Annotated in this window: 16 protein-coding genes and 1 pseudogene; 12 read left to right on the top strand and 5 right to left on the bottom strand. The window is 72.6% G+C overall.

Annotated features, from left to right (window positions below):
- The first annotated feature begins 308 nt into the window (after positions 1–308).
- From AB5J51_RS17025 to AB5J51_RS17010, 4 genes are all read left to right on the top strand, one after another.
- On the top strand, positions 309–920 hold the full coding sequence (locus AB5J51_RS17025; RefSeq protein WP_003948568.1) for a response regulator transcription factor: 612 nt from the start codon (positions 309–311) through the stop codon (positions 918–920).
- 400 nt (positions 921–1,320) lie between these two features.
- Positions 1,321–1,950 carry a sigma-70 family RNA polymerase sigma factor gene (locus tag AB5J51_RS17020; protein WP_078987301.1) on the top strand — a complete coding sequence of 210 codons (630 nt, stop codon included), beginning with the start codon at positions 1,321–1,323 and terminating at the stop codon, positions 1,948–1,950.
- Positions 1,951–2,091: 141 nt separating this feature from the next.
- Positions 2,092–3,591, top strand: coding sequence for an IMP dehydrogenase (guaB, locus tag AB5J51_RS17015; protein ID WP_053786416.1), 1,500 nt, complete (start codon positions 2,092–2,094; stop codon positions 3,589–3,591).
- A 145-nt stretch (positions 3,592–3,736) separates the two neighbouring features.
- Complete coding sequence (locus AB5J51_RS17010) at positions 3,737–4,861, top strand: GuaB3 family IMP dehydrogenase-related protein (protein ID WP_053786415.1); 1,125 nt, start codon at positions 3,737–3,739, stop codon at positions 4,859–4,861.
- Positions 4,862–4,921: 60 nt separating this feature from the next.
- On the opposite strand, the gene AB5J51_RS17005 is transcribed toward AB5J51_RS17010, so the two are convergent.
- A complete protein-coding gene (locus tag AB5J51_RS17005; RefSeq protein WP_369778016.1) occupies positions 4,922–6,664 on the bottom strand; it encodes a M16 family metallopeptidase in 1,743 nt (580 codons plus the stop codon).
- Positions 6,665–6,819: 155 nt separating this feature from the next.
- Positions 6,820–8,049, bottom strand: a complete 1,230-nt coding sequence (locus tag AB5J51_RS17000) for a nucleotide sugar dehydrogenase (protein WP_053786414.1) — start codon at positions 8,047–8,049, stop codon at positions 6,820–6,822.
- Positions 8,050–8,311: 262 nt separating this feature from the next.
- Here AB5J51_RS17000 and AB5J51_RS16995 point away from each other — a divergent pair, with 262 nt between their 5' ends.
- The 7 genes from AB5J51_RS16995 to AB5J51_RS16965 all read left to right on the top strand — a co-directional run bounded on the left by AB5J51_RS16995 (position 8,312) and on the right by AB5J51_RS16965 (position 22,653).
- Positions 8,312–10,018, top strand: coding sequence for a glycerol-3-phosphate dehydrogenase/oxidase (locus AB5J51_RS16995; protein ID WP_053786413.1), 1,707 nt, complete (start codon positions 8,312–8,314; stop codon positions 10,016–10,018).
- A gap of 176 nt (positions 10,019–10,194) precedes the next feature.
- Positions 10,195–12,678 carry a serine/threonine-protein kinase gene (locus AB5J51_RS16990; RefSeq protein WP_369778015.1) on the top strand — a complete coding sequence of 828 codons (2,484 nt, stop codon included), beginning with the start codon at positions 10,195–10,197 and terminating at the stop codon, positions 12,676–12,678.
- Between the two features lie 121 nt (positions 12,679–12,799).
- Positions 12,800–15,487, top strand: a complete 2,688-nt coding sequence (locus AB5J51_RS16985) for a protein kinase (RefSeq protein WP_369778014.1) — start codon at positions 12,800–12,802, stop codon at positions 15,485–15,487.
- A 124-nt stretch (positions 15,488–15,611) separates the two neighbouring features.
- On the top strand, positions 15,612–17,240 hold the full coding sequence (locus AB5J51_RS16980) for a serine/threonine-protein kinase (RefSeq protein WP_369778013.1): 1,629 nt from the start codon (positions 15,612–15,614) through the stop codon (positions 17,238–17,240).
- A 108-nt stretch (positions 17,241–17,348) separates the two neighbouring features.
- Complete coding sequence (locus AB5J51_RS16975) at positions 17,349–18,977, top strand: succinic semialdehyde dehydrogenase (RefSeq protein ID WP_369778012.1); 1,629 nt, start codon at positions 17,349–17,351, stop codon at positions 18,975–18,977.
- 32 nt (positions 18,978–19,009) lie between these two features.
- Entirely contained in the window at positions 19,010–20,803 is a 1,794-nt protein-coding gene (locus AB5J51_RS16970) for a GMC oxidoreductase (protein WP_053786409.1), read from the top strand.
- Between the two features lie 203 nt (positions 20,804–21,006).
- Complete coding sequence (locus AB5J51_RS16965; RefSeq protein WP_369778011.1) at positions 21,007–22,653, top strand: peptidase; 1,647 nt, start codon at positions 21,007–21,009, stop codon at positions 22,651–22,653.
- Between the two features lie 262 nt (positions 22,654–22,915).
- On the opposite strand, the pseudogene AB5J51_RS16960 reads toward AB5J51_RS16965, so the two are convergent.
- The 3 genes and pseudogenes from AB5J51_RS16960 to AB5J51_RS16950 all read right to left on the bottom strand — a co-directional run.
- Positions 22,916–23,212 (bottom strand): annotated as a pseudogene (locus AB5J51_RS16960) (chorismate mutase); the annotation flags it as partial.
- Positions 23,213–23,354: 142 nt separating this feature from the next.
- Entirely contained in the window at positions 23,355–23,639 is a 285-nt protein-coding gene (locus AB5J51_RS16955) for a hypothetical protein (protein ID WP_369778010.1), read from the bottom strand.
- The gene (locus tag AB5J51_RS16950; RefSeq protein WP_369778009.1) at positions 23,633–23,827 is read right to left on the bottom strand and encodes a hypothetical protein; all 195 of its coding nucleotides are present in this window, start codon (positions 23,825–23,827) and stop codon (positions 23,633–23,635) included. Before AB5J51_RS16950 ends, AB5J51_RS16955 begins: the two co-directional genes overlap by 7 nt.
- Before the next feature lie 172 nt (positions 23,828–23,999).
- Here AB5J51_RS16950 and AB5J51_RS16945 point away from each other — a divergent pair, with 172 nt between their 5' ends.
- On the top strand, positions 24,000–24,746 hold the full coding sequence (locus AB5J51_RS16945) for a DUF6879 family protein (protein WP_053786406.1): 747 nt from the start codon (positions 24,000–24,002) through the stop codon (positions 24,744–24,746).
- The last annotated feature ends 9 nt before the right edge of the window (positions 24,747–24,755 follow it).

The raw sequence follows: 24,755 nt of genomic DNA, 5'->3' as shown, positions 1-24,755 counted from the left end.
TAAATATGACTCATTGGGAATCTAGCCTCAGACACGTGCCAAACGGAAGAAAAGCCGCCAAATAGGGCATAGCTCCAGATGGAGGACACGCGGCGAGTGGCACCCGCGTCGTGATCGCTTCCTCACGTAGAGTGCCGAAGGTGTCCGTCCGACCCGTAACTCTTTCGAGTGACCATCGTTGAGAGTGCGAAGGCGGTTGAACCAAGAAGTTCCCGGACAGGTGTCCGAGGGCATCGACCGCACAGGTGACGATACGTACCAGCCTGGAGGCTCAAGGTGACGCGCATCAGCAGCTGCGGAGGGCGGTCATGACTTCCGTCCTCGTCTGCGACGACTCCCCGCTTGCCCGAGAGGCGCTCCGTCGCGCGGTTGCCACCGTGCCCGGCGTCGAGCGTGTGACGACGGCTGCCAACGGCGAGGAAGTCCTCCGCCGCTGGGGTGCCGACCGCTCCGACCTGATTCTGATGGATGTACGGATGCCCGGGCTCGGCGGTGTGGAGACGGTGCGCCGGCTGCTCTCGGCCGATCCGGGCGCCCGCATCATCATGCTGACGGTCGCCGAGGACCTGGACGGCGTGGCCCTCGCGGTCGCCGCCGGCGCCCGGGGCTATCTGCACAAGGACGCCTCGCGCGCCGAACTGCGGGCCACGGTCACCCAGGCTCTCGCCGACCCGACCTGGCGACTGGCCCCGCGCAGGCTGCGCTCGGCAGAGATGGGCGCCGCGCCCACGCTCACCGCGCGCGAGATCCAGGTCCTGGAGGGCATGAGCCACGGCCGGTCCAACGCCGAGATCGGGCGCGAGCTCTTCCTCTCCGAGGACACGGTCAAGACGCACGCCCGCAGGCTGTTCAAGAAGCTGGGCGCCTCGGACCGGGCGCACGCCGTGGCGCTCGGGTTCCGCTGGGGCCTGGTCCGCTGACCGCGAGCCCGCAGGCCGGACGCTGAGAGCGGTCCCGTCCGCCACCGGCGGGCGGGGCGGCACGCCGCGTGCCGCCGACCGGGCCCGAGCGCGCCCGGTCCCGTCCCGTCCGGTCCGTCCGGTCCCGTGTCCCGTACGGCCGTCCCGGCTGTTTCCGTCCCGCCCGACCCCGTGCGCACCAGGGGATTGGCGGGGCACAATCCGGGGGACGTGTCGCTTCGCGCGCGATGCCGCATGCTTGAGGTGTGGCGCATTTTCTGGGATGGGGCCTCGGGGAGTACTCGGTCGAGCGGGAGGGGAGGGTGCAGTGATGGGTTCAGGCGCACCCGCTCATAACGCTTCGACGCACAACACGGGCCGTGGCGGCGCGAATGCTCCGGCGCCAAGGCACCATGGATTGATGCGCGACGACGAGGCCCTGGGGTCACCCGCGGCCACAGGCTCCACCGGCGCCGCCAAGGGCGGCAGCGCCGGGGCTGTCAGCGCGCTCGTACGCCGTGCGGTGGACGGTGACGAACAGGCGACGCACGACCTGCTCGCCTTCGTGCACCCGCTGGCCATCCGCTACTGCCGCACCCGGCTCTCGCGCCTCCCGGGCGACGCCCGCCACTTCGTGGAGGACCTGGCGCAGGAGGTGTGCGTCGCCGTCCTGATGGCGCTGCCGCGGTACCGGGACACCGGCCGCCCCTTCGAGGCCTTCGTCTTCGCCATCGCCGCGCACAAGGTCGCCGACCTGCAGCGGGCCGCCATGCGGCACCCGGGCAGCACGGCCGTGCCCTCCGACGAGATGCCCGAGCGGCCGGACGATTCGCTGGGCCCGGAGGAGCGGGCGCTGCTGAGCAGCGACGCCGCCTGGGCCAAGAAGCTGCTGGCCAACCTTCCGGAGAACCAGCGCGAGCTCCTCGTGCTGCGGGTGGCGGTCGGGCTGACGGCCGAGGAGACCGGGCAGATGCTCGGGATGTCCCCCGGTGCGGTGCGGGTGGCCCAGCACCGTGCGCTCAGCCGGCTGCGCGCGCTCGCCGAGCAATAGCCGGGCGCCGGCCGGAAATTCGCCGGCGATCAATAGTAGGAAGCCACGAAACTTGGGCTGGACCCGGCTCGTGGAATGAGACGCGTCGCGATCCCGTTAGCATGGAGACCCGCGCTGAGCAAGACCATTTGGGAAGGTGTCATGACTGCCGACGGAGTACCCGACAAATTCGCCGCGCTCGGACTGACCTACGACGACGTGCTGCTGCTGCCGGGTGCGTCGGACATGGCTCCGGACGAGATCGACACCTCCTCCCTCATCTCCCGGAACGTGCGCGTCAACGTTCCGCTGCTCTCCGCCGCCATGGACAAGGTCACCGAGGCCCGCATGGCCATCGCGATGGCCCGCCAGGGCGGCGTCGGCGTACTGCACCGCAACCTGTCGATCGCCGATCAGGCGAACCAGGTGGACCTGGTCAAGCGCTCCGAGTCCGGCATGGTCACCGACCCGATCACGGTGCACCCCGACGCGACGCTGCGCGAGGCCGACGAGCTCTGCGCGAAGTTCCGCATCTCCGGGGTCCCGGTCACCGACCCGGCAGGCAAGCTGCTCGGCATCGTCACCAACCGCGACATGGCCTTCGAGTCGGACCGCAGCCGCCAGGTGCGCGAGGTCATGACCCCGATGCCGCTGGTCACGGGCAAGGTCGGCATCTCCGGCGTCGACGCCATGGAACTGCTGCGCCGCCACAAGATCGAGAAGCTTCCGCTGGTCGACGACGCGGGCATCCTCAAGGGCCTCATCACGGTCAAGGACTTCGTCAAGGCCGAGAAGTACCCGAACGCCGCCAAGGACAAGGACGGCCGCCTCCTGGTCGGCGCCGCGGTCGGCGTCGCCGGCGACGCGTACGACCGCGCCCAGGCCCTGATCGAGGCGGGCGCCGACTTCATCGTCGTCGACACCGCCCACGGCCACTCCCGCCTGGTCGGCGACATGGTCGCCAAGATCAAGTCGAACTCCTCCGTCGACGTCATCGGCGGCAACGTCGCCACCCGCGACGGCGCCCAGGCACTGATCGACGCCGGCTGCGACGGCATCAAGGTCGGCGTGGGCCCCGGCTCCATCTGCACCACCCGCGTCGTCGCCGGCATCGGCGTCCCGCAGGTCACCGCCATTTACGAGGCCTCGCTCGCCGCGAAGGCGGCCGGCGTCCCGGTCATCGGCGACGGCGGCCTGCAGTACTCCGGCGACATCGCCAAGGCGCTCGTCGCGGGCGCCGACACGGTGATGCTCGGCTCGCTGCTCGCGGGCTGCGAGGAGTCCCCGGGCGAGCTGCTCTTCATCAACGGCAAGCAGTTCAAGTCGTACCGCGGCATGGGCTCGCTCGGCGCGATGCAGTCCCGCGGCGACCAGCGCTCCTTCTCCAAGGACCGCTACTTCCAGGAGGGCGTGGGCGGCGACGACAAGCTCATCCCCGAGGGCATCGAGGGCCAGGTCCCGTACCGCGGCCCGCTCTCCGCGGTCGTGCACCAGCTCGTCGGCGGCCTGCGCCAGTCGATGTTCTACGTCGGCGGCCGTACGGTGCCGGAGCTGCAGGACCGCGGCCGCTTCGTCCGCATCACCTCGGCGGGCCTCAAGGAGAGCCACCCGCACGACATCCAGATGACGGTCGAGGCGCCGAACTACTCCCGCAAGGGCTGAACCGACAGCGCATGAGGGGGCGGGTCCATCCGGACCCGCCCCCTTCGCCGTGCCCGGGCGTGCGTCCGTACAGCGGTCACCGGAACGCGGGGCGCCGGGGTTCGGGGATACTGGACGGGCAGACCCAGAGGAAAGGCCACCACACGTGACTGAGATCGAGATCGGGCGCGGCAAGCGCGGCCGCAGGGCGTACGCGTTCGACGACATCGCCATCGTCCCGAGCCGGCGTACGCGGGACCCGAAGGAGGTCTCGATCGCCTGGCAGATCGACGCCTACCGCTTCGAGCTCCCGTTCCTGGCCGCCCCCATGGACTCGGTCGTCTCCCCGCAGACCGCCATCCGCATCGGCGAGCTCGGCGGCCTCGGCGTGCTGAACCTCGAAGGCCTGTGGACCCGGTACGAGGACCCGCAGCCGCTGCTCGACGAGATCACGGAGCTGGACGAGGAGTCCGCCACCCGTCGTCTCCAGGAGATCTACGCCGCCCCGATCCAGGCGGACCTGATCCGGCAGCGCATCAAGGAGGTCCGCGACTCCGGTGTCGTCACCGCCGCCGCGCTCTCCCCGCAGCGCACCGCCGAGTTCTCCAAGGCCGTCGTCGACGCGGGCGTGGACATCTTCGTGATCCGCGGCACCACCGTGTCGGCGGAGCACGTCTCCGGCGCCGCCGAGCCGCTGAACCTGAAGCAGTTCATCTACGAGCTCGACGTCCCGGTCATCGTCGGCGGCTGCGCCACGTACACCGCGGCCCTGCACCTGATGCGCACCGGCGCCGCGGGCGTCCTGGTCGGCTTCGGCGGCGGCGCCGCGCACACCACGCGCAACGTGCTCGGCATCCAGGTCCCGATGGCCACCGCCGTCGCGGACGTCGCCGCGGCGCGCCGCGACTACATGGACGAGTCCGGCGGCCGCTACGTGCACGTCATCGCCGACGGCGGCGTGGGCTGGTCCGGCGACATCCCGAAGGCCGTCGCCTGCGGCGCCGACGCCGTGATGATGGGCTCCCCGCTGGCCCGTGCCACCGACGCGCCCGGCAAGGGCCACCACTGGGGCATGGAGGCCGTCCACGAGGACGTGCCGCGCGGCAAGAAGGTCGACCTCGGCACGGTCGGCACCACCGAGGAGATCCTCACCGGCCCGTCGCACATCTCGGACGGCTCGATGAACATCTTCGGTGCGCTGCGCCGCTCGATGGCCACCACCGGCTACAGCGAGCTCAAGGAGTTCCAGCGGGTCGAGGTCACGGTCGCGGACTCGCAGCACCGCCGCTGACCCGTACGCACGAAGGGCCGGCTCCCCGCAAGGGGGGCCGGCCCTTCGGCGTTCGGGCCGTCAGTTCTTGCCCTTGATCCGGCGGTCCAGGCAGATGCCCCAGGGGATCAGGAGGGCGCCTGCCAGGACCAGCCATTGGAGGAGTTCCCGCGCGGCGTCCTGGGGTATCCGGTCGTGATCGTCACCCAGGACGAGGCCCGCCATCACCGCCGACCCGCCGATGAGCAGCCCGGGCACACCGAGCACCCACAGCAGCGCGGTGAACCAGGCGGAGCGCCTGGCGGGGGCGGCCGCCGGTCCGGGCCCGGCCGGCTGCGGGATCCGCAACGGGTGGCGGGGCGGCATCGCGACCACCACCGAGGGCGGCACGGCCGCGTCGATCACCGCCAGTTCGGCAGGGGTGATCCGGTGGTAGAGCGTCGGTTCGACGGTGACGGTGAAGCCGTCGTGGCCGACCAGGTGGCGGGCGCCGTCCGGGTAGGCCTGCATCAGGGAGCATTCGGCGAAGCGGACGGTGACCCGCTGGCCCGGCGAGACCCGGCTGACGCCGTCCTCGGCCAGGCGCAGGAAGACGCCCGGGTCCGCCACCGCCGGGTGGCGCCGGCCGCCGACGAGCTCCGGGGAGTCGGTGGGAGCGGCTGCCAGACCGGCCCGGTCCACGCCCCGGCCGGGCACCTGCAGCAGGGCGTCGTCCCACACGGCGCGCGCGACGCGGTGCAGGTCGGCGACGGTGACCGCCTCGATCTCGGCCTTCGCCTCGGCGACGGTGAGGTTGCGGTGGCCCAGCAGCAGGTTCACGGCGTGCCCGGGGAGCATGCAGCCGGCGAGCTCCGGCGTGTCGAACTGCGCCAGCGCGGATGCTCGTACGGAGTCCAGGTCTGCCTGTTCGATCCGGCCGGCCCGGAGCTTCGTGAAGACGTCGACGAAAGCGCCGACCAGGGCGTCCTGCTTCTGCGGGAGGGCGTCGGCATACGCGGTGACGGTCGCGGAGCCGGCGTCGCGCGGGGAGTATTCGCCGCTCGCGGTGGAGGAGTGGCCGCCCTTCCGGCGCAGCTCGCGGAACAGCTCCTTGCCCAGGACCTCGGCGAACAGGCCCGCTTCGGTGGAACGGGGTACGACGGCGGTCAGGATGACGCCGCGCTCGTCGCCCCGGAAGTAGGCGGGGGTGGCGGGCAGCGCCGAGGTGGCCGCCGGGGCCGGGTGCCACTCGCCGCTCGGGAGCGTGAGGTCGAGGCCGTCGGGGACGGAGTCGCCGGTGATCCACAGGACGGCGTTCTCGGTGGTGAACCGGGTCTGCGCCCACGCGCGGACGTCGTCCGCGGTCAGGCGGTACAGGCCCGTCTCGGCGTAGCCGGTGAGTCCGTACGAGCGGGAGCCGTAGCGCCACAGGGTGGCGGCGTGGGCCGGGCCGCGGCCCCTGCCGGCGGCCTCGGCGCGCAGGATCTCCTTCTCGGTCTCCAGCCGGTCCGTCGGGAGGTCGCGCAGCGCCGCGCACACGCCGTTGAGGTACGCGACCACGTCGGCGGGGGTGCCGGTGACGTGGAAGCGGGTGTACGCGGCGGCGGTGGCGCCGCTGTGGTGCAGGTCGCCGAGGCCGTGCCGGTGCAGGGCGAGGTGCTCGACCAGATGGGTGACGCCGCTGGTGGCGAGGGTCTCGTCGGCGCGTCCGACGCGGAAGAGGAGTCCGGCGGTGAGGAGTCCCGAGCGGGGGGCGAGGACGGTGCGGATGCCGTCCACGGTGGTGGTGGTGATGCCGTCGGCGGGGTCGAACACGGGCCGGCCGGGCGGGGGGTGAGCAGACACGCGCGGATCATATGGCCGCAGCAGCGGCCGCCAACAGGGATTTCTGCCGAACGTGCCTGCTCGGAGACGCGCTTGGAGCGAGGACGGATGTGCGAGACGAGCCGCCGCAGGCCGGCGGCCCGCTCCGGCGTCCGGAGAAGGGATCTGCGGCGTGATCAGAGCCGGTGTGCCGCGCCCGCCGGGCTGGCGCCGCGCGTGTCCAGCAGCAACTGCGCCTTCACCGCCAGACCTTGGAGGTCGTACGTGCGGTGGTGCTGGAGCAGGATCGTCAGATCGGCGTTCGCGGCGGCCTCGTACAGCGATTCGGCACGGGGGACGGGCTGGTCCCTGACGCGCCATCCGGCGATGTACGGGTCGTGGTAGCTGATCAGCGCGCCGAGGTCGAGCAGGCGGCTGGCGATCTCGCAGGCGGGCGAGCCCTCCTGGTCGCCCAGATCCGGCTTGTACGTGACGCCGAGCAGCAGGACCCGGGCCCCGCGGGCCGATTTCCCGTGCTCGTTCAGCAGGGTGGCGGAACGCTGGATGACGTACTGGGGCATCCGGCTGTTGATCTCCTGCGCCAGCCCGACCATGCGCAAGGGGTGGCCCGGGGTGCGGGTGGTGTGGGGGAGGTAGTTGGGGTCGAGGGGGACGCTGTGGCCGCCGACTCCCGGGCCGGGCCGGAAGGCCTGGAATCCGTACGGCTTGGTCTCGGCGCAGCGGATGACGTCCCACAGGTCGACGCCGAGGTCGTGGCAGAGCACCGCCATCTCGTTCATGAGGGCGATGTTGACGTGCCGGTAGTTGGTCTCCAGCAGCTGCACGGTCTCGGCCTCGCGCAGGCCGCGCGCGCGGACCACCTTCTCGGTGAGCCGGGCGTAGAAGGCGTGTGCGGACTCGGTGCAGGCGGGGGTGAGGCCTCCGATCACCTTGGGGGTGTTGGCGACGCCGTGGGTGCGGTTGCCCGGGTCGAGGCGGCTGGGCGAGTAGGCCAGGTGGAAGTCCCGGCCGGCGCGCAGTCCGGAGCCGGCCTCGAGGATCGGGCGCAGGTAGTCCTCGGTGACGCCCGGGTGGGCGGCGGATTCGAGGATGACGGTGGTGTGCGGGCGCAGCCGGGCGGCGAGCGTGCGGCCCGCCTCGCCGACGGCGGAGAGGTCGAGCGCGCGGTCGGCGCCGAGCTGGGTGGGGGCGCAGATGACGGCGGTGCGGACCCGGCCGAGTTCGGCGGGGTTGGTGGTGACCCGGAAGCCGGCGGCCGACATGCGGCGGATCTCGGCGGCGGTGAGGGTGGAGTCCGTGGCCGGACCACTGTCGTAGCCGACCGTCTCGATTCCGGCGGCGACGGCCGCCTGGGCCAGCGGGAGGCCGAGGTGGCCGAGTCCGATGACGGCGAGATCTGCGGGCATGGGGTGCCGTCCCTTCCCTGGCATGCATGAGGGGGCTGGGTGCGCAAGTCCTGTGGACCGTGCGGGTCCAGGTGTGGAGCTGGCGCGATGTCAGACTAGGCGTATATATGACCGATGTGTCGTATTACGGGGTGATGGTCACCGTTGTGTTGTCCACAGGCGGTGGCTGATGTGGGTGCAGCGGGTCAGAATCGAGGGCGGGGGATGTGAGCGGGATCACCCGCACCGAGCGGGGAACACCCGCACCGAACGGGAGGCAGCCGTGAGGACAGCGACACTGGGGCCGGTCCAGCGCGAAGAGGCGCTCGCCCGGATGGCCGAGCGGGAACTGGACGTGCTGGTGGTGGGCGCGGGCGTGGTGGGCGCCGGTACCGCCCTCGATGCCGCGACCAGAGGCCTCTCGACGGGCCTGGTCGAGGCCCGGGACTGGGCGTCGGGCACGTCCAGCCGGTCGAGCAAGCTGATCCACGGCGGCCTGCGGTACCTGGAGATGCTGGACTTCGCGCTCGTACGGGAGGCCCTGAAGGAGCGCGGCCTGCTGCTGGAGCGGCTCGCCCCGCACCTGGTCAAGCCCGTGCCGTTCCTGTACCCGCTGCAGCACAAGGGCTGGGAGCGGTTCTACGCCGGATCGGGCGTCGCGCTGTACGACGCGATGTCGGTGTCCAGCGGGCACGGGCGGGGGCTGCCGGTACACCGGCACCTGTCGCGCAAGCGCGCGCTGCGGGTCGCTCCGGCGCTGCGCAAGGACGCGCTGGTGGGGGCCCTGCAGTACTACGACGCCCAGATGGACGATGCGCGGTTCGTGGCCACGCTGGTCCGGACGGCCGCGGCGTACGGGGCGCAGTGCGCCAACCGGGCGAGGGTGGTCGGCTTCCTGCGCGAGGGGGAGCGGGTCGTCGGGGCGCGCGTGCAGGACGTGGAGGGCGGCGGCCAGTACGAGATCCGCGCGCGGCAGATCGTGAACGCGACCGGGGTGTGGACGGACGACACGCAGGCGCTGATCGGGGAGCGGGGGCAGTTCCACGTCCGCGCGTCGAAGGGCATCCACCTGGTCGTCCCGAAGGACCGGATCCACTCCTCGACGGGCCTGATCCTGAGGACGGAGAAATCCGTGCTGTTCGTGATCCCGTGGGGGCGGAGCTGGATCGTGGGGACCACGGACACGGACTGGGACCTGGACAAGGCGCATCCGGCGGCGTCCAGCGCGGACATCGACTACCTGCTGGAGCACGTGAACGCGGTGCTGGCGGTGCCGCTCACGCGGGACGACGTGCAGGGGGTGTACGCGGGCCTGCGGCCGCTGCTGGCCGGCGAGTCGGACGCGACGAGCAAGCTCTCGCGCGAGCACACGGTGGCGCATCCCGTGCCGGGGCTGGTGGTGGTCGCGGGCGGCAAGTACACGACGTACCGGGTCATGGCGAAGGACGCGGTGGACGAGGCGGTGCACGGGCTGGACCAGCGGGTCGCCGAATGCGTGACGGAGGACGTGCCGCTGGTGGGGGCGGAGGGGTACCGGGCGCTGTGGAACGGGCGGGCCGGGATCGCGGCCCGGACGGGCCTTCATGTGGTGCGGGTCGAGCACCTGTTGAACCGCTACGGCTCGATGACGGACGAACTGCTGGACCTGATCGCGGCGGACCCCGGGCTGGCGAAGCCGCTGGGCGGGGCGGACGACTACCTGCGGGCGGAGGTGGTGTACGCGGCATCGCACGAGGGTGCGCGGCATCTGGACGACGTGCTGACGCGGCGGACGCGGATCTCGATCGAGACGTTCGACCGGGGGACGCGGTCGGCGCGGGAGTGCGCGGAGCTGATGGCTCCGGTCCTGGGGTGGGACGAGCAGCAGACCGCGAAGGAAGTGGAACACTACGACAAGCGGGTACAGGCGGAACGGGAATCGCAGCGTCAGCCGGACGACCAGACGGCGGATGCGGCGCGGTTGGGGGCTCCTGACATCGTTCCGTTGTAACTCCGGGATCCGGAGGGGGGAACCGCGGACCCGGGGCGCCCGTCCGTTGCGGAGTGAGGAACAATGAGGGTTCTGCCGGGGCGGGTTACCGCACGGGTTCTCCCGGGGCGGGCCACCGGGGACCCCGGAGGCTGCCGGAGCACCCGGAGCAGGCGGCACGATCGCAGAGGGGACGCATGTCGAAGCCGGAGCACACCGAGTCGCCCGCCGAGTCGCCTGCGGCGAAGCAGGACCGGGCGAAGCCTGTGTCGGCGGAGCCGAAGTCGCCTGCGGCAAAGCCTGACGCACCGCAGGCTGCGGAGCCTGGCGCCGCGAAGCCTGCCGCCCCGCCTGCCGTCCCGCCTGCGGCGAAGCCGAACGTGGGCAAGCCTGCGTCCGGTGCCGCAGAGCCGGCGGAGGCTGCGGCTGGTGCCGCCGAGGCCGGGAAGTCGGCCCCGGGCGGGGCCGGTGGTGGCGCGTCCGAGGACGCGAAGCCTGCCGTGGCGTCTGCCGAGCCGGCGGGCGAGGAGCCTGCTGCGGCGAAGGCCGACCTGGGCAAGCCTGCGGCTGCCGCCGGCGTCACCGAGGGCGGGAAGCCGGACCTGGACAAGGCTGCGGCGGCGTCTGCCGAGGCCGAGGACAAGAAGCCTGCTGCTGCGGCGAAGCCTGTTGCGGCGGGGAATCCCGTCGTCGAGAAGGCCGATGCCGTTGCGGCTGCGGTCAAGGCGGCTGCCGCCAAGGCCGCTCAGGGCGCGGGAGCCGAGGGCCGGCTGCTCGCGCGCCGCTACCGGCTGCGCGAAGTGCTCGGCAAGGGCGGCATGGGCACCGTCTGGCGCGCCGAGGACGAGACCCTCGGCCGGACCGTCGCCGTAAAGGAACTCCGCTTCAGCACCGGCGTCGACGAGGACGAGAAGCGCCGCCTCATCACCCGTACGCTGCGCGAAGCCAAGGCCATTGCGCGGATCCGCAGCGGCGGCGCCGTCACCGTCTTCGACGTCGTGGACGAGGACGAGCGCCCGTGGATCGTCATGGAGCTCATCGAGGGCCCCTCGCTGGCCGAATTCATCCGTGAACAGGGCCCGCTGACTCCCCACCGCGCCGCCGAGGTCGGCCTCGCCGTCCTCGACGTGCTCCGCGCCGCGCACGGCCAGGGCATCCTGCACCGGGACGTCAAGCCGTCCAACGTGCTCATCGCCCGCACCGGCCGCGTCGTCCTCACCGACTTCGGCATCGCCCAGGTCGAAGGCGACCCCTCCGTCACCTCCACCGGCATGCTCGTCGGCGCCCCCTCGTACATCTCCCCCGAGCGCGCCCGCGGCCAGAAGCCCGGCCCGCCCGCCGACATGTGGTCCCTCGGCGGACTGCTCTACGCCGCCGTCGAGGGCGTGCCCCCGTACGACAAGGGGTCCGCGCTCGCCACCCTCACCGCCGTCATGACCGAGCCGGTGGAACCGCCCAAGAACGCGGGTCCGCTGACCGAGGTCATCTACGGCCTGCTGGCCAAGGATCCGGCCCGCCGCCTCGACGACGAGCGCGCCCGGGTGATGCTCACCGCCGTCATCAACGCGCCGGAGCCGGCGCCCGCCCCGGTCCTCGCCCCGGCCGTCGAGGAGACGCGGCAGATCTCGCTGGCGGACGCCAAGGAGGCCGCGGCCAAGGTCACCGCCGAAAAGGCTGCCGAAAAGGCCGCCGAGAAGGCGGAGAAGAAGGAGCGCGAGCGGCTCGAGCGCGAGCAGCGCGAACGGGCCCGCGCCGCGCTGAAGGCGACCCGCAAGGCCGCGGCAGCCGCAGCGGCGACGACGGCGGTCTCGGCCGCCGAGCCCCCGGCGACGGGCAAGCGCTCGCCGGTCGCGGCGCCGCTCACCGACGTCATGTCCCGCCGCACCATCGCCCTGGCGATAGCGGGTGTGGTCGTCGCCCTCGCCGTCATCGGATCCCTGATCGCGTACGCGTTCAGCGGTGACGACCCGTCCGACAAGAAGGAGGAGGGCAAGGGCGGTCCGGGAACGTCCGCTTCCGGCACGCCGAACCCCAGCGCGTCCGCCAAGACCGGCGAGACCAGCGCCACCGCGGGCAAGGGCGGGACCGGCACCACCACCGGCGGCACCCAGCCCAGCCAGGGCCAGTCCCCGGGCGGGCAGCAGGGCCAGGGCCAGGGCCAGACCCAGGGCCAAGGGCAGAGCCAGGGTCAGGGCGCCTCGCCGGGCAGTCCCGGAGGCGGACTGCCGGACGGCTACGCCAAGGTGACGGACCCTGGGTTCCACTTCTCCATGGCGATGCCCTCGGGCTTCAAGGTGACGGGCATAGCCGGCGAGAACTCCGGCGCGATATACAGCCGCGACGGCGGCTTCCCGCGCATCCAGGTCGACTACACCGCCAGCCCCGGCAACGACGCCCGCGCCGCGTGGGCGGAAGCGGTCGCCGGAACGGCGAGCTCCAGCACGAACTACCGGACGATCCGGATCGACGCGACGGAGTACAACGGCTACCCGACCGTCGCCGACTGGGAGTTCGAGCGGGAGCAGAAGGGCATCAAGGTCCGGGTGCTCAACCGCGGCTTCAAGGTGGACGCGAAGCACGGCTACGCCATCATGATCAGCTGTGCGGCGGACCAGTGGGACGGCCCGGAGTGCACGACGATGCGCAACACGGCGTTCGCGACCTTCCAGCCGCTCGGCTGAGCAGCCGCCCGCCACGAGTCGCCACGAGCCTTTCCAGGCCCGGGACGCGGGCGCCCTGCGCGACGTATCGTGGCTGCGGGGCCATGGGACACGTGCGCCCCCAGCACTCGGGGGAGGCGGAGTGGAGGACTACGCGGGCCGGATCCTGGCCGACCGCTACCGTCTGCCGCTGCCGCCGTCGGACGAGTACGAGCTGGTCGAGACCCGCGCCTTCGACACGCGCAGCGGGCAGGAAGTCCTGGTACGGCAGGTTCCGTTGCCGGAGCTCGTGGATGCCGAGCTGCTGGACGGGGATGCGGCGGCCGGCGGCGGGGCGCGGGCCCCGATGGCGGCGGGGCGCCGGGCGGCGGGGGATCTGCCGGCCGTGCGCAGGGCCATCGCCGCAGCGCAGGCGGCCGCGTCCGTGCCGGACCATCCGCGGCTGGACCAGGTCTTCGACGTGTTCGCCGAGGGCGGGTCGCTCTGGATAGTGAGCGAGCTGGTCCCCTCACGTCCGCTGGCCGCGCTGATCGCCGATGAACCGCTGAGCCCCTACCGGGCGGCGGAGGTCGCCGCGGACGTGCTGACCGCGCTGCGGGTGCTGCACGCGCACGGCTGGACGCACCGGAACATCACGGTCCGGACCGTGTTGATATGCGAGGACGGGAGGGTCGTGCTGACGGGGCTGGCGGCGGGGGCCGCCGAGGACGCCCTGTGCGGCTACGACCCGGTCCCGCCGAACCCCGGCGCGTCCGAAGGCTGGGCCCCGCCCGACACGCCGCCGCCCCCGGCCCGCGGCTGGGGCACGCCGCTCCGCGACGGCCCCGGTACGGGCCGGAACTCCGCCGCCCGGGGCCCCGGTGCACCGCCCCCGGCGTCGGCGGACCCGGGTACGGCCGCCTTAGCCGCTGATCCCGGCCGGGACACGGCACCGAACCCCGGCGGGGAGCAGGACCGGGGGACGCCGCCCGGTGCGGGGCTCGCCGTACGGGGGCTCCAGGGCGGGGCCCCGGACCCGTCGGCGGGCGGCGGGCGGGATGCCGGTCCGGGCGCGGGCGGCTACGCGCCCCTCGTGGCGCCGGGGTACGACACCGGACCGCGGTACTCCGACCACATCACCCCCGGCGCGACGGGCGAGCGGCCCGACCTCAAGGCCGCCGCCCGGGCCGGGGCCATCGCCGCGTACCGGGCCGGCGCACAGGCAGCCGCCGCGCGGGTCACCGAGCAGCGCAAGGGCGGATCCGAGCCCGCGCCGGAGCCGAGGCCGCAGGGGTCGAACCTCCCGCAGGGGTACGCGTACCCGTACGGCGGCCCGGAGACCGGGACGAGCGCGCCGTGGCACGGAGCCACCCCGCGCCGGCAGGCCGCCCTTCCCCCGGCCGAGCAGCCGGAGCCGGAGCCCGCGCCCGAGTCGCAGCCCGGACCGGCGCCGGCCCGTCCGGCACTGCCCGCACAACTCGCCCTGCCCCAGGGCTATCACCAGGCCGACCCCCCGCCCCCGGCCTCGCCGCAGGGCACCGAGGGCCCGAACATGGCCTCGTACCTGCCCCCGGGCGAGCCCGGTCCCGTTCGGCCGAACGGGACCGAGAGCGCCGACACGGGCCCGCACCTCCCCGGCCGGCCCAGCCCGCCCGGCCACGGCGGGGGTTGGGCCGGCGGGGGCATCCGGAGCGGGCTGGATGCCGAGCGGGCGCGGCAGACGCGGATGGCCGTCGTCGGGGCCGTCACCGAGCGGTGGGCCCCCGAGCAGGCCGGGCCCGTCACGGGGCCCTGGCAGCTGGCCGCCCCCGTCGGACCCGCCACCGACCTCTGGGCGCTCGGTGCGCTGCTGTACCGCGCCGTGCAGGGCCACGCCCCGTACCCCGAGGACAGCGTCACCGAACTCGTCGAGATGGTCTGCGCCGAGCCCCCGGCCTTCGCCGAGGAGTGCGGCCCGCTGCGCCCGGTCGTGGAGTCGCTGCTGCGCCAGGACCCCACCGAGCGCCCCGACTTCGAGGAGCTCCGCGGCTGGCTGCGCTCGCTCGTACGGTCCGCGCCCGAGCCGGACGGCGGCCTCGGCGTGCTCCCGATGCCGGAGCCGGATCCCGCGCGGCTGCCCGTCGTACGCCGGCGGGGGGACCTGCACGGCCGGCACCGCAACCCCGCCCCCTCCCGCAAGCCGCGCTCCCTCGGGCGGATCCTGCTCGTCGGCGTCCTCGCCCTGCTCGCCGGGGCCGTGGCCTACGCCATGCTCTTCCTGCCCAAGCAGGAGGAGCAGCGGGGTGCCGACGACAAGACCCCGGTGGCGCAGCAGTCCCCGTCGCCCTCCGCCTCCACGCCCGCCCCGGCCTCGCCCCGGCAGAGCCAGGCGCCCCAGACCCCCCAGACCGGGGCCCCCGCCCCGCCCGGGTACACCACGCAGCAGGACCCGGAGCACTTCGAGATCGCCGTCCCCAACGGCTGGGAGCGGCGCGGCATGAACGAGGCCGGGCAGGTCCGATACACCGACGGGGAGTACGTCCTGACGGTCGTCCCCGGCCGGGACAAGGTCGACGGCAACCCGGACCCGGCGACGTACCAGAAGGACAAGGAGCCGGAGCTGGCCCCGTACCGGTCCTCCACCTGGGCCAGCGGCGGCGACGTGAAGACCACGAAGGTCGGCAACCAGCTCCGCGTCACCGGCCGGTACACGTGGATCGACGGCAACGGCCGCAGCGTCGTCGCCCGGAACTTCGTCGTGGCGCTGGGCGGCAGTTACCACGTCGTCGTGGTCACCGGTCCGCAGGACGGGGAGGGCAAGGTCACCGAGGTCTTCGAGAAGGCCACGGGGAGTTACAAATCGGGTGGTTGAGGCGGACTGACGGAGGCTCAGTACGGCGATTGCGTCACAGTGCTGCCGGAACCGCGCCTTCACGGTTCCGGCAGCCCCGAGGGCTCCGTAATCTGGCCCGAAGTGCACAGAGTGGCGGGGTTTCGTGGAACAGCAGACAGGTGCGGGTGCGGTGCTCGCTGGCCGGTACCGGCTCGTGGAGCCCATCGGCAGCGGCGGCATGGGCAAGGTGTGGCGCGCGCATGACGAGCTGCTGCACAGGACCGTCGCCGTCAAGGAACTGACGGCGGGTCTGTACGTCGCCCAGGCCGACCGGGAGGTCCTGCACGCCCGCACGCAGAAGGAGGCCCGGGCCGCGGCCCGGATCCAGCATCCGGCGGTCGTCGTCGTCCACGACGTGCTGGAGCACGACGACCGGCCGTGGATCGTCATGGAGTACATCGACGGCCCCTCCCTCGCGGAGGCGGCCAAGGCGGCCGGCCGGATCGAGCCCAACGAGGCGGCCCGGATCGGGCTGCACGTCCTGGGTGCGCTGCGCGCCGCGCACGCGGTCGGCGTCCTGCACCGGGACGTGAAGCCGGGCAACGTGCTGCTCGCCAAGGACGGGCGGGTCCTGCTCACGGACTTCGGGATCGCCGCGATCGAGGGCGACTCCTCCATCACGCGGACCGGCGAGATCGTCGGCTCGATCGACTACCTGGCCCCGGAGCGGGTCACCGGCGGCACCCCCGGTACGGCCTCCGACCTGTGGTCGCTGGGCGCGACCCTGTACACGGCCGTCGAGGCCCGTTCGCCCTTCCGCCGCACCTCGCCCATCTCCAGCCTGCAGGCCGTGGTCAACGACGAGCCGCCGGCGCTGCGGCAGGCGGGGGCCCTGGGGCCGGTCATCACGGCCCTGCTGCGCAAGGATCCGGACGGGCGGCCCTCGGCCCAGGAGACCGAGCGGATGCTGATCGAGGCGATGGAGGGCCGCGAGCCGAAGGCGGCGCACGCGTACGTGCCCACCCGCGCGGTGACCCAGGACGAACTGGTCCCGGCGCAGGAGCCGTCCGACGGTCCGGCCGCGCCTGCGCAGCGAGCGCAGACGGCCGCGCGGACGACCTCGCACACGACCCCGCTGCCGGAGCCCGCCGAGACCGCTGCGGTTCCCGCTCCCGCGGCCCCGGCGAACGGCTGGCTCAAGCGGGCCGCGGGCATCGCCCTGGTGGCGGCGCTGCTCGGCGGCGGCGGCGTGTTCGGGGTGCTCAAGTACATGGACGACCAGGGGAAGGGCAGCGCGGACAAGAACGTCAGCGCCCCTGAGCCGGCCGCCGCGCCGGCCGGCTGGAACAAGGTCACCGACCCCATCGGCGGCTTCACCCTGTTCGTCCCGGACGGCTGGAAGCGCGTGGCGAACGGCGACCAGATCGACTACACCCCGGACGACGGGAAGCACTTCATCCGGATCGCCGCCGACCCCACCCCGGACTACCGGGACCCGTTGGCGCACGTGCTCGACCTGGAGCAGCAGGTGCAGAAGCGGACGGACTACAAGAAGGTGCGGCTGAACCAGAACACCTTCCAGGACAGCACCCGGGCCGCGCTCTGGGACTTCAGCTGGACGGAGAAGCAGAACCACCCCGGTCCCCGCAGGGCCAAGGAGCAGATGTACATCGCCCCGGACGGCACGGAGTACGCCATCTACATGTCGAGCCCGGTCTCCGACTGGGCCACGACCGAGCAGCAGTTCGACATCGTGCTCAGCGGCTGGGAGCCGCCGGCCAAGCGGCCCTGATTCCTTCCGGCCCGATTCCGGCATCCTGCCAGCAATCGCTGGCGGAAATGGCAAAATCCGGTTACCGACGGGTACCCAAAGCCTCGCAGGCGGAATACGCTCACCGCCATGACGGACTCGCAGGCCCCGGCCCCCCTCCGCAGCGCACCGCAGCCCACCAACCCGGTCGCCCCCGCCCCGGCCGGTGCCCGTACCGCCGCCGACGTGGTGACCCCCGACCTGGTCACCCGGCTCACCCGCGGAGTGATCGGCTCCGGCCGGACCGCCAACCACACCCCCTTCACCGGGGCCAAGCTGGCGGACCTGCCCGAGGCCACTCCCGAGGACGTGGCCGAGGCCTTCGACCGGGCCCGCGCCGCCCAGGGCGCCTGGGCCGCGGTCCCCGTGCGCCAGCGGGCCGGCGTACTGCTCCGCTTCCACGACCTGGCCCTGGCCCGCCAGGCCGAGGTGCTCGACCTGATCCAGCTGGAGACCGGCAAGGCCCGCCTGCACGCCCACGAGGAGGTGCAGGCCGTCGCCGTCGCCGCCCGGCACTACGGGCGCAAGGCCCCCGCGTACCTGCGCCCCAAAGGCCACACGGGTGCCATGCCCACCCTCACCAAGGTCACCGAGCTGCGCCAGCCGCGCGGGGTCGTCGGCCAGATCGCCCCCTGGAACTACCCCCTCGAGCTGTCCGTCGGTGACGCGCTGCCCGCGTTCGTCTCCGGCAACGCCGTCGTCATGAAGCCCGACACCGAGACCGCGCTCACCGCCCTGTGGGCCCGTGACCTGCTGATCGAGGCCGGACTGCCCGCCGAGGTCTTCCAGATCGTGCTCGGCGACGGGCCCGTCGTCGGCCCGGAGGTGGTCCGGCACGCCGACTACGTCTCCTTCACCGGCTCCACGCGGACCGGCCGCGAGGTCGCCCAGGGTGCCGCGGCCCGCCTCGTCGGGGTCTCGCTCGAGCTCGGCGGCAAGAACGCCATGCTCGTGCTGCACGACGCCGACATCGAGAAGGCCGCCGCGGGCGCCGTCCGCGCCTGCTTCTCCTCCGCCGGCCAGCTCTGCATCTCCATCGAGCGGCTGTACGTCCACGCCTCGATCGCCGACGCGTTCGTCGAGCGCTTCGCCGCCCGTACGAAGGCCATGCGGCTCGGCGCCTCCCTCGCGTACGGCGCGGACATGGGCTCACTGGTCGGCGAGCGCCAGCTGGAGACCGTCCAGCGGCACGTCGACGAGGCCGTCGCCAAGGGTGCCACCCTCGTCGCGGGCGGCACCGCCCGCCCCGACATCGGCCCGCTCTTCTACGAGCCCACCATCCTCGACGGCGTCGAGGCGCCGATGGCGGTCTGCGGCGAGGAAACGTTCGGCCCGGTGGTCTCGATCTACCGCTTCACCGACGAGGACGAGGCCGTCGCGCAGGCCAACTCCACCGCGTACGGGCTCAACTCCAGCGTCTGGACCAAGGACGCCCGCCGCGGCCACGCCGTCGCCGCCCGCCTGCGCACCGGCACGGTCAACATCAACGAGGGCTACGCCCCCGCCTACGGCAGCGCCCAGGCGCCCATGGGCGGCATGAAGGACTCCGGCCTCGGCCGCCGCCACGGCTCCGAGGGCATCCTCAAGTACACCGAGGCCCAGACCGTCGCCCACCAGCGTCTGCTCCCGATGGCGCCCTCGCTGGGCATGGACGACGAGAGGTACGCGGCGTTCATGACCCGCAGCCTCAAGGTCATGAAGGCTCTCCGTCTGCGCTAGACACGCCAGGACCCAACCGGGAGGCACAAGCAGTGTCGTACGACCACGATTACGACTACGACGTCATCGTCATCGGATCGGGCTTCGGAGGGTCGGTCTCGGCGCTGCGGCTGACCGAGAAGGGGTACCGGGTCGGCGTCCTGGAGGCCGGACGCCGGTTCACCCGCGAGAGCCTGCCACGCAACAGCTGGGACCTGCGGAACTACCTGTGGGCCCCGGCCCTCGGGCTGTACGGGATCCAGCGGATCCACCTGCTCGGCAACGTGATGGTGCTCGCGGGCGCCGGGGTGGGCGGCGGCTCGCTCAACTACGCCAACACCCTGTACGTGCCGCCCACCGCCTTCTTCGAGGACCGGCAGTGGGCGTCCATCACCGACTGGCGCGAGGAACTCGCCCCGTACTACGACCAGGCCAAGCGGATGCTCGGCGTACGCCTCAACCCGACGCTGACCCCCTCCGACGTCCATCTGAAGGCCGCCGCCGAGAAGATGGGCGTCGGGGACTCCTTCCACATGGCTCCGGTCGGCGTCTTCTTCGGCGACGGCGCGGATGCCGAGGGCGGCTGCGAGGCCCGCCCCGGCCAGGAGGTCCCCGACCCGTACTTCGGCGGCGCAGGCCCCGCCCGCAGGGCCTGCACCGAGTGCGGCGAGTGCATGACCGGCTGCCGCCACGGCGCGAAGAACACCCTGAACGAGAACTACCTCCACCTCGCCGAGCGCGCCGGCGCCGTCATCCACCCGATGACCACCGTCACCGCGCTCGCCGAGCACCAGGGCGGCGGCTACCGGATCCGCACCGTCCCCACCGATGCGCGCCGCCGGGGCGCCGCCAAGGAGCTGCGCGCCCGGTACGTCGTCGTCGCGGCGGGCACGTACGGCACCCAGACCCTGCTGCACACCATGAAGGACAACGGGCTGCTCCCGCGGATCTCGGAGCGGCTCGGCGAGCTGACCCGGACCAACTCGGAGGGCCTGGTCGGCGCGCAGACCGACGACCGCCGCTACCGCAGGCGCCGCGGTGCGGGCCCCGGTGAGGAGCAGCGCGCCGACTTCACCCGGGGCGTGGCGATCACCTCGTCCGTGCACCCCGACGCCGACACCCACATCGAGCCCGTCCGCTACGGCAAGGGCTCCAACGCCATGGGGTTCATGACCGTGCTCCAGGTGCCGTTCAGCAGGCACCGGGTCCGGGCGTGGTTCGCCCGGACCGCGAGGCACCCGGTGCAGCTGGCGCGCTCGCTGTCCAACCGGCGCTGGTCGGAGCGGACGATCATCGGCCTCGTCATGCAGTCGCTGGACAATTCGCTGACGACGTACCGCAAGCCCGGCGGCCTCGGGAAGGGCCTGCTCACCGCCCGCCAGGGGCACGGCGCGCCGAACCCGGTGCAGATCAAGGAGGCCACCGAGGCGGCCACCCTGCTGGCCGAGGAGATCAACGGCTTCCCGGGCAGCAACATCGGCGAGCTGATGGGCACCCCGCTGACCGCGCACTTCCTCGGCGGCTGCCCGATCGGCGCCTCCGCCGAGGAGGGCGTGGTGGACCCGTACCACCGGCTGTACGGGCACCCGGGCATCTCGGTGGTGGACGGCTCGGCGGTCTCCGCGAACCTCGGGGTGAACCCGTCGCTGACGATCACGGCGCAGGCGGAGCGGGCGATGTCGTACTGGCCGAACAAGGGCGAGCAGGACCCGCGACCTGAGCAGGGCGGGGCCTACACCCGGCTGGCGGCGGTGGAACCGGTCCGTCCGGCGGTTCCGAAGGAGGCGTTCGGCGCATTGCGGCTGCCCTTGCTGCTGCCGGTGCCGGAGGTTCCGAAGAAGGCGTGAGACACCGTGACACGTGTACGCGGCGGCAGGTTCTGCGCTCCCCCTCCGAGCGCAGAACCCGCCGCCGCGTACATAAGTGACAGGTGATCAGTCCGGATGGTTGCATGTGATGCCCGTCACGCCGCCAAGCGTGCAACTGTGACCCGCTCTCGGCGGTCTCGATCTTCATGGACAAGCGCATCTCCCTTTTGGCAGCTACGGGGTTGGCGACGCTGAGCCTCGGCGCGGCCGCCCCCGCGCTCGCCGCGGAACCGGCCTTCCCGCTCGGCGGCCCCTCCGCCCAGGTGCTCCAGCCGTACCCGGACTCGGGCGCCTCGAAGGAGCGGAGCCTTCGCTACGACCTGGCCTACGTGGGCCCCGGCAACAGCTTCCCGGGCGAGTTCACCGTCACCGTCGACCTGACCAAGGTCGCCGGGGTGGCATCGGTCCGGCTCGACCCGGCCAAGCCCAGGCCGAACTGCACCACGAGCGCCACCGCGATCGTCTGCAAGCAGCAGGGCCTGTCGGTCGGGACCGGCGGGAACGGCAACAGCTTCGACCTGCTCGTCTCCGCCGCCAAGGACAGCAAGAACGGCGCGAGCGGTGAGATCGCCGTCACCGGCAAGGTGACGGGGGCGAGCGTCACGCCCGTCACCACCAAACTGACCGTCGGCGGCCCCGACCTGCACCTGGGCGAGCTGAAGCTCCGGGCCGACGTGACGGCGGGCGAGCAGCAGGACCTGCCGCTCGCGTTTGCGAACCGGGGCACGCTGCCCGCCAAGTCGGTGGCGCTGGAGCTGGACGCCTCGGCCGGCCTGGAGCCGGCGGAGACGTACGACAACTGCCGGCGCCAGGACCACGGCGGCATGGGCGCCACCACGGTCTGCCTCGTCGAGGGCGAGTTCCTGCCCGGCGAGTCCTACCAGCTCGCCCCCGACTCCCCGCTGCACCTCAAGACGACCGAGCGGGCCTACCAGGACCGGCTGCGGTACGGGGTCGTCCCCGACCCGGCGCCGAGCAAGGACGCGCCCGAGGACAAGCCGGCCACCGGCAAGAAGCTGAAGCTGGTCAAGGCGTCGGCCGCGGTGCCGGTCACGGACTCCAACCTGGACCCGCGCAACGCCAGGCGCGCCGAGAACACCGACCTCAACCCCGGTGACAACGAGCGCAGCTTCGAGTTCACCGCCAAGGGCGCCCGGGCCGACTTCGAGGCGGTCACCGCCTCGCCCTCCGGCAAGGTGGGCGACACGGTCGTGGCCGAGCTCGGCTTCCGCAACAAGGGCCCGGCCGTGATCAGCCACCTGCGCTCGGGCCAGAGCGTGGCCCGTACCGACATCGTGATGCCGGCCGGCGTGCAGGTGACGGACGTGCCCCGGAACTGCCGCGCGGTCAGCATCGACGGGAGCGAGCGCGCGGAGCAGCTGGGCGCGCCCCGCTACTTCTGCGACGGCGGGCTGTTCGCGGACGTCCCCGGTACGTACGCCAACCGGTTCGCGATGAAGATCGAGAAGGCCGTGGCGAACGCCAAGGGCTCGGTCACCGTCGGCGAGCCGGTCGCGGGCGGCACCAAGCCGCTCGCCTTCGACCCGGTCGCGGGCAACGCGCAGGCCGCGTTCGTGGTCGAGGTCAAGGGCGGTACGAGCCCGAGCCCGTCCACCTCGGCCTCCGCCTCGCCGTCGCCGTCCGCGTCCGCCTCGGCGTCGGCCACGCCGACCGCGTCGTCCTCCACCACCGCCGCGGGCGCGACGGGAGGCAACCTGGCCTCGACCGGCAGCTCCGTCGGCCCGCTCGCGCTGGGCGCGCTGGCGGCCGTGGCCGTCGGCGGTGCGCTGTACGTGGGGGTGCGCCGCCGGTCCGGCGGGCACGCGTAGGCGCAGTCGAAGACGCAGAACGGCCGGCCCGGGGCGTCCCCTGGGCCGGCCGTCCTTTTCCGGGGTGACCGGGCTGCTGTCCCCTGCCGTCCGGTCACGCGAAGGAGCGAGGTCCCACGACGGACGTCCCCACGGGCCGTACGTCTCATCGCTCCGGCGGAGCCACGCGTGGTGCTCGGTCCCGCGCCTGGCTGACGCGGCCATCCACACCAACGAAGCCCTTCAGGGGCCGGTCACGGTCCGGACGAGTGACGAACAGGCGTCAGACGCGGCCGCGGCACAGCTCCAGCAGGGTCATGGCGAGCGCGGTACCCGGCTTCCCGAGGGCATCGCGCCAGTGCTCGAGCACCTCCATCTCGCGCGAGAGGTTCACCCGGCGGCCGCCCGAGGAGATCCGGGCCTCCTGGATGACGGTCGAGACGGCCATCCGCTCCTGGATCAGGCCGATGATCCGGTCGTCGATGGCGTCGATGCGCCGGCGGGACTCGGCGATCAGCTGCGCGGGGGTGGTGGTCACGGTCATGTTCTTACTCCTGTGGGTAGTGCCGGCAGGAGCGGAAACGCCAGAGCGCCCCGGTCCTGTCGGACCGGGGCGCTCTGGGAAGTCAGCGGCTCAAGCGAGCATCACGAGGACCCATGGCGACCGGACCGGCCGGTGCCATAGGTAAAGAGGAAGCTCAGCTGCTTGCGCATGGACTGGATTATGGCCGCCCGCCCCCTCCCGGGCCAACCCGGCCCGGATCGTGAGACGGCCCGTCCGTCCGCGTGACGCGGGCGTGGTCGGTGAACACCCGGCGGAACAGATCGTGGCCGGTCCGCCCGGTGTGCCGAAGGGCCCAGTCCTGAGCGGTCTCCTGCGCGTCCTGCGGTCCGGACTCGGCCCCGCAGCGGTACGCCGAGCAGAACACCTCGTAGGTGATCCCGCCCTCGGGCGCGTGCCGGACGGTGTGCGCGACGTACCGGACCACGGCCCGCGGGCTCAGCACCGGCTCCGCCCGCGGTGCGCGACGATCTCGACGTTGCAGTCCGACACCGCCGAGTGATCACCCCGCCGGTGGGCCTCCGAACGCTGCCCGGCCAGCGCCGCACACACGTCGCAGTCGGCGGCCGGTCTCGGGGCGTCGGCGGGGAGGGAGAGGTGGACGGCTGGGCTCATGGTGGTCTGTGAGGCCATGAACTGGACGCTAGGCGCACCATGTTGGCGCTGCCACGGCTTGTTCTCGCCTGTTCTCGCACGGCATCCCGGTGTTCTCGCGTGTTCGCATGTGGTCTTGGGTATCCGCTACCGCAGGGACTGCCGTCCGGTGAATGCTGAAGGGGCCGAACTTCAGCGGAAAGGTGTGGTCATGGCACGTCGACTGCGTTTCAACGGCACGGGATCGGGCGGCGGGGGCTGTCCCGCCATCCACGAGGACTTGGACAGCGGGGAGGTGGTCGTACACGGGTTACCGCTCAGCGATCCTGAGGACATCGCCCAGCTCCGGCACCTCGGTGAGGGGGAGGTTCCGATCGTGGTTCCGCGGGAGCTGCTAGTCGACTTCGGGCCCAAGGAGGTCGCCCGCGTGCCGCGGATCATCGATCTGGATGCGTTCGGGGACCTCTTCGAGAACTTCGAGCACACTGCCTGGCGGCTGGAGACCAGGCGACGCTTCGCCTCCGACGAGGCCACCGACACCTACGCACAGTTCGCGGCGGGTCTGCCCATCGAGTGGGACTACGACGACGCGTGGTCTCGCACCATGCGGACGCAGACCTCCCAGGGCAAGCGCGTGGAGCGCGTGCGCCTCGTCGACGACCCGCCGACCCCGGGGCAGCTCTACCTGCTCGACAACGCCAAGCGGAATTGCGCGGTGGGAGAGGACATCCGCAACCTGTCGCGCGCGGAGGCGGACCGGCTGCGGCTGCCGGCAGAGGACTTCTGGATCTTCGACTCCACGTTCGTCGCGCTGCTCAACTTCGACGAAGACGACAACCTGCTCGACGTCGAGGTGATCACCGAACCAGTGGAGGTCAACCGATACTGCCAAGTCCGCGACGCGGCATGGCACTTCGCCGTGCCGTACGACGAGTTCGCCTCGGGTCTCGCGCAGTAACGTGTACCG

Origin of the sequence: Streptomyces sp. R33 (genome assembly GCF_041200175.1) — a bacterium.
GTDB lineage: Bacteria > Actinomycetota > Actinomycetes > Streptomycetales > Streptomycetaceae > Streptomyces > Streptomyces katrae_B.
Note: the sequence above shows the minus strand (reverse complement) of the source record. Positions and strands in the feature narration are given on the sequence as shown.

What these genes read in the sequence shown, in the direction of transcription:
- AB5J51_RS17025 (WP_003948568.1), top strand. Translation starts at nt 309, where the DNA reads ATGACTTCCGTCCTCGTCTGCGACGACTCCCCGCTTGCCCGAGAGGCG.
- AB5J51_RS17020 (WP_078987301.1), top strand. Translation starts at nt 1,321, where the DNA reads ATGCGCGACGACGAGGCCCTGGGGTCACCCGCGGCCACAGGCTCCACC.
- guaB (WP_053786416.1), top strand. Translation starts at nt 2,092, where the DNA reads ATGACTGCCGACGGAGTACCCGACAAATTCGCCGCGCTCGGACTGACC.
- AB5J51_RS17000 (WP_053786414.1), bottom strand. Translation starts at nt 8,049, where the DNA reads ATGCCCGCAGATCTCGCCGTCATCGGACTCGGCCACCTCGGCCTCCCG.
- AB5J51_RS16990 (WP_369778015.1), top strand. Translation starts at nt 10,195, where the DNA reads ATGTCGAAGCCGGAGCACACCGAGTCGCCCGCCGAGTCGCCTGCGGCG.
- AB5J51_RS16975 (WP_369778012.1), top strand. Translation starts at nt 17,349, where the DNA reads ATGACGGACTCGCAGGCCCCGGCCCCCCTCCGCAGCGCACCGCAGCCC.
- AB5J51_RS16950 (WP_369778009.1), bottom strand. Translation starts at nt 23,827, where the DNA reads ATGGCCTCACAGACCACCATGAGCCCAGCCGTCCACCTCTCCCTCCCC.
- AB5J51_RS16945 (WP_053786406.1), top strand. Translation starts at nt 24,000, where the DNA reads ATGGCACGTCGACTGCGTTTCAACGGCACGGGATCGGGCGGCGGGGGC.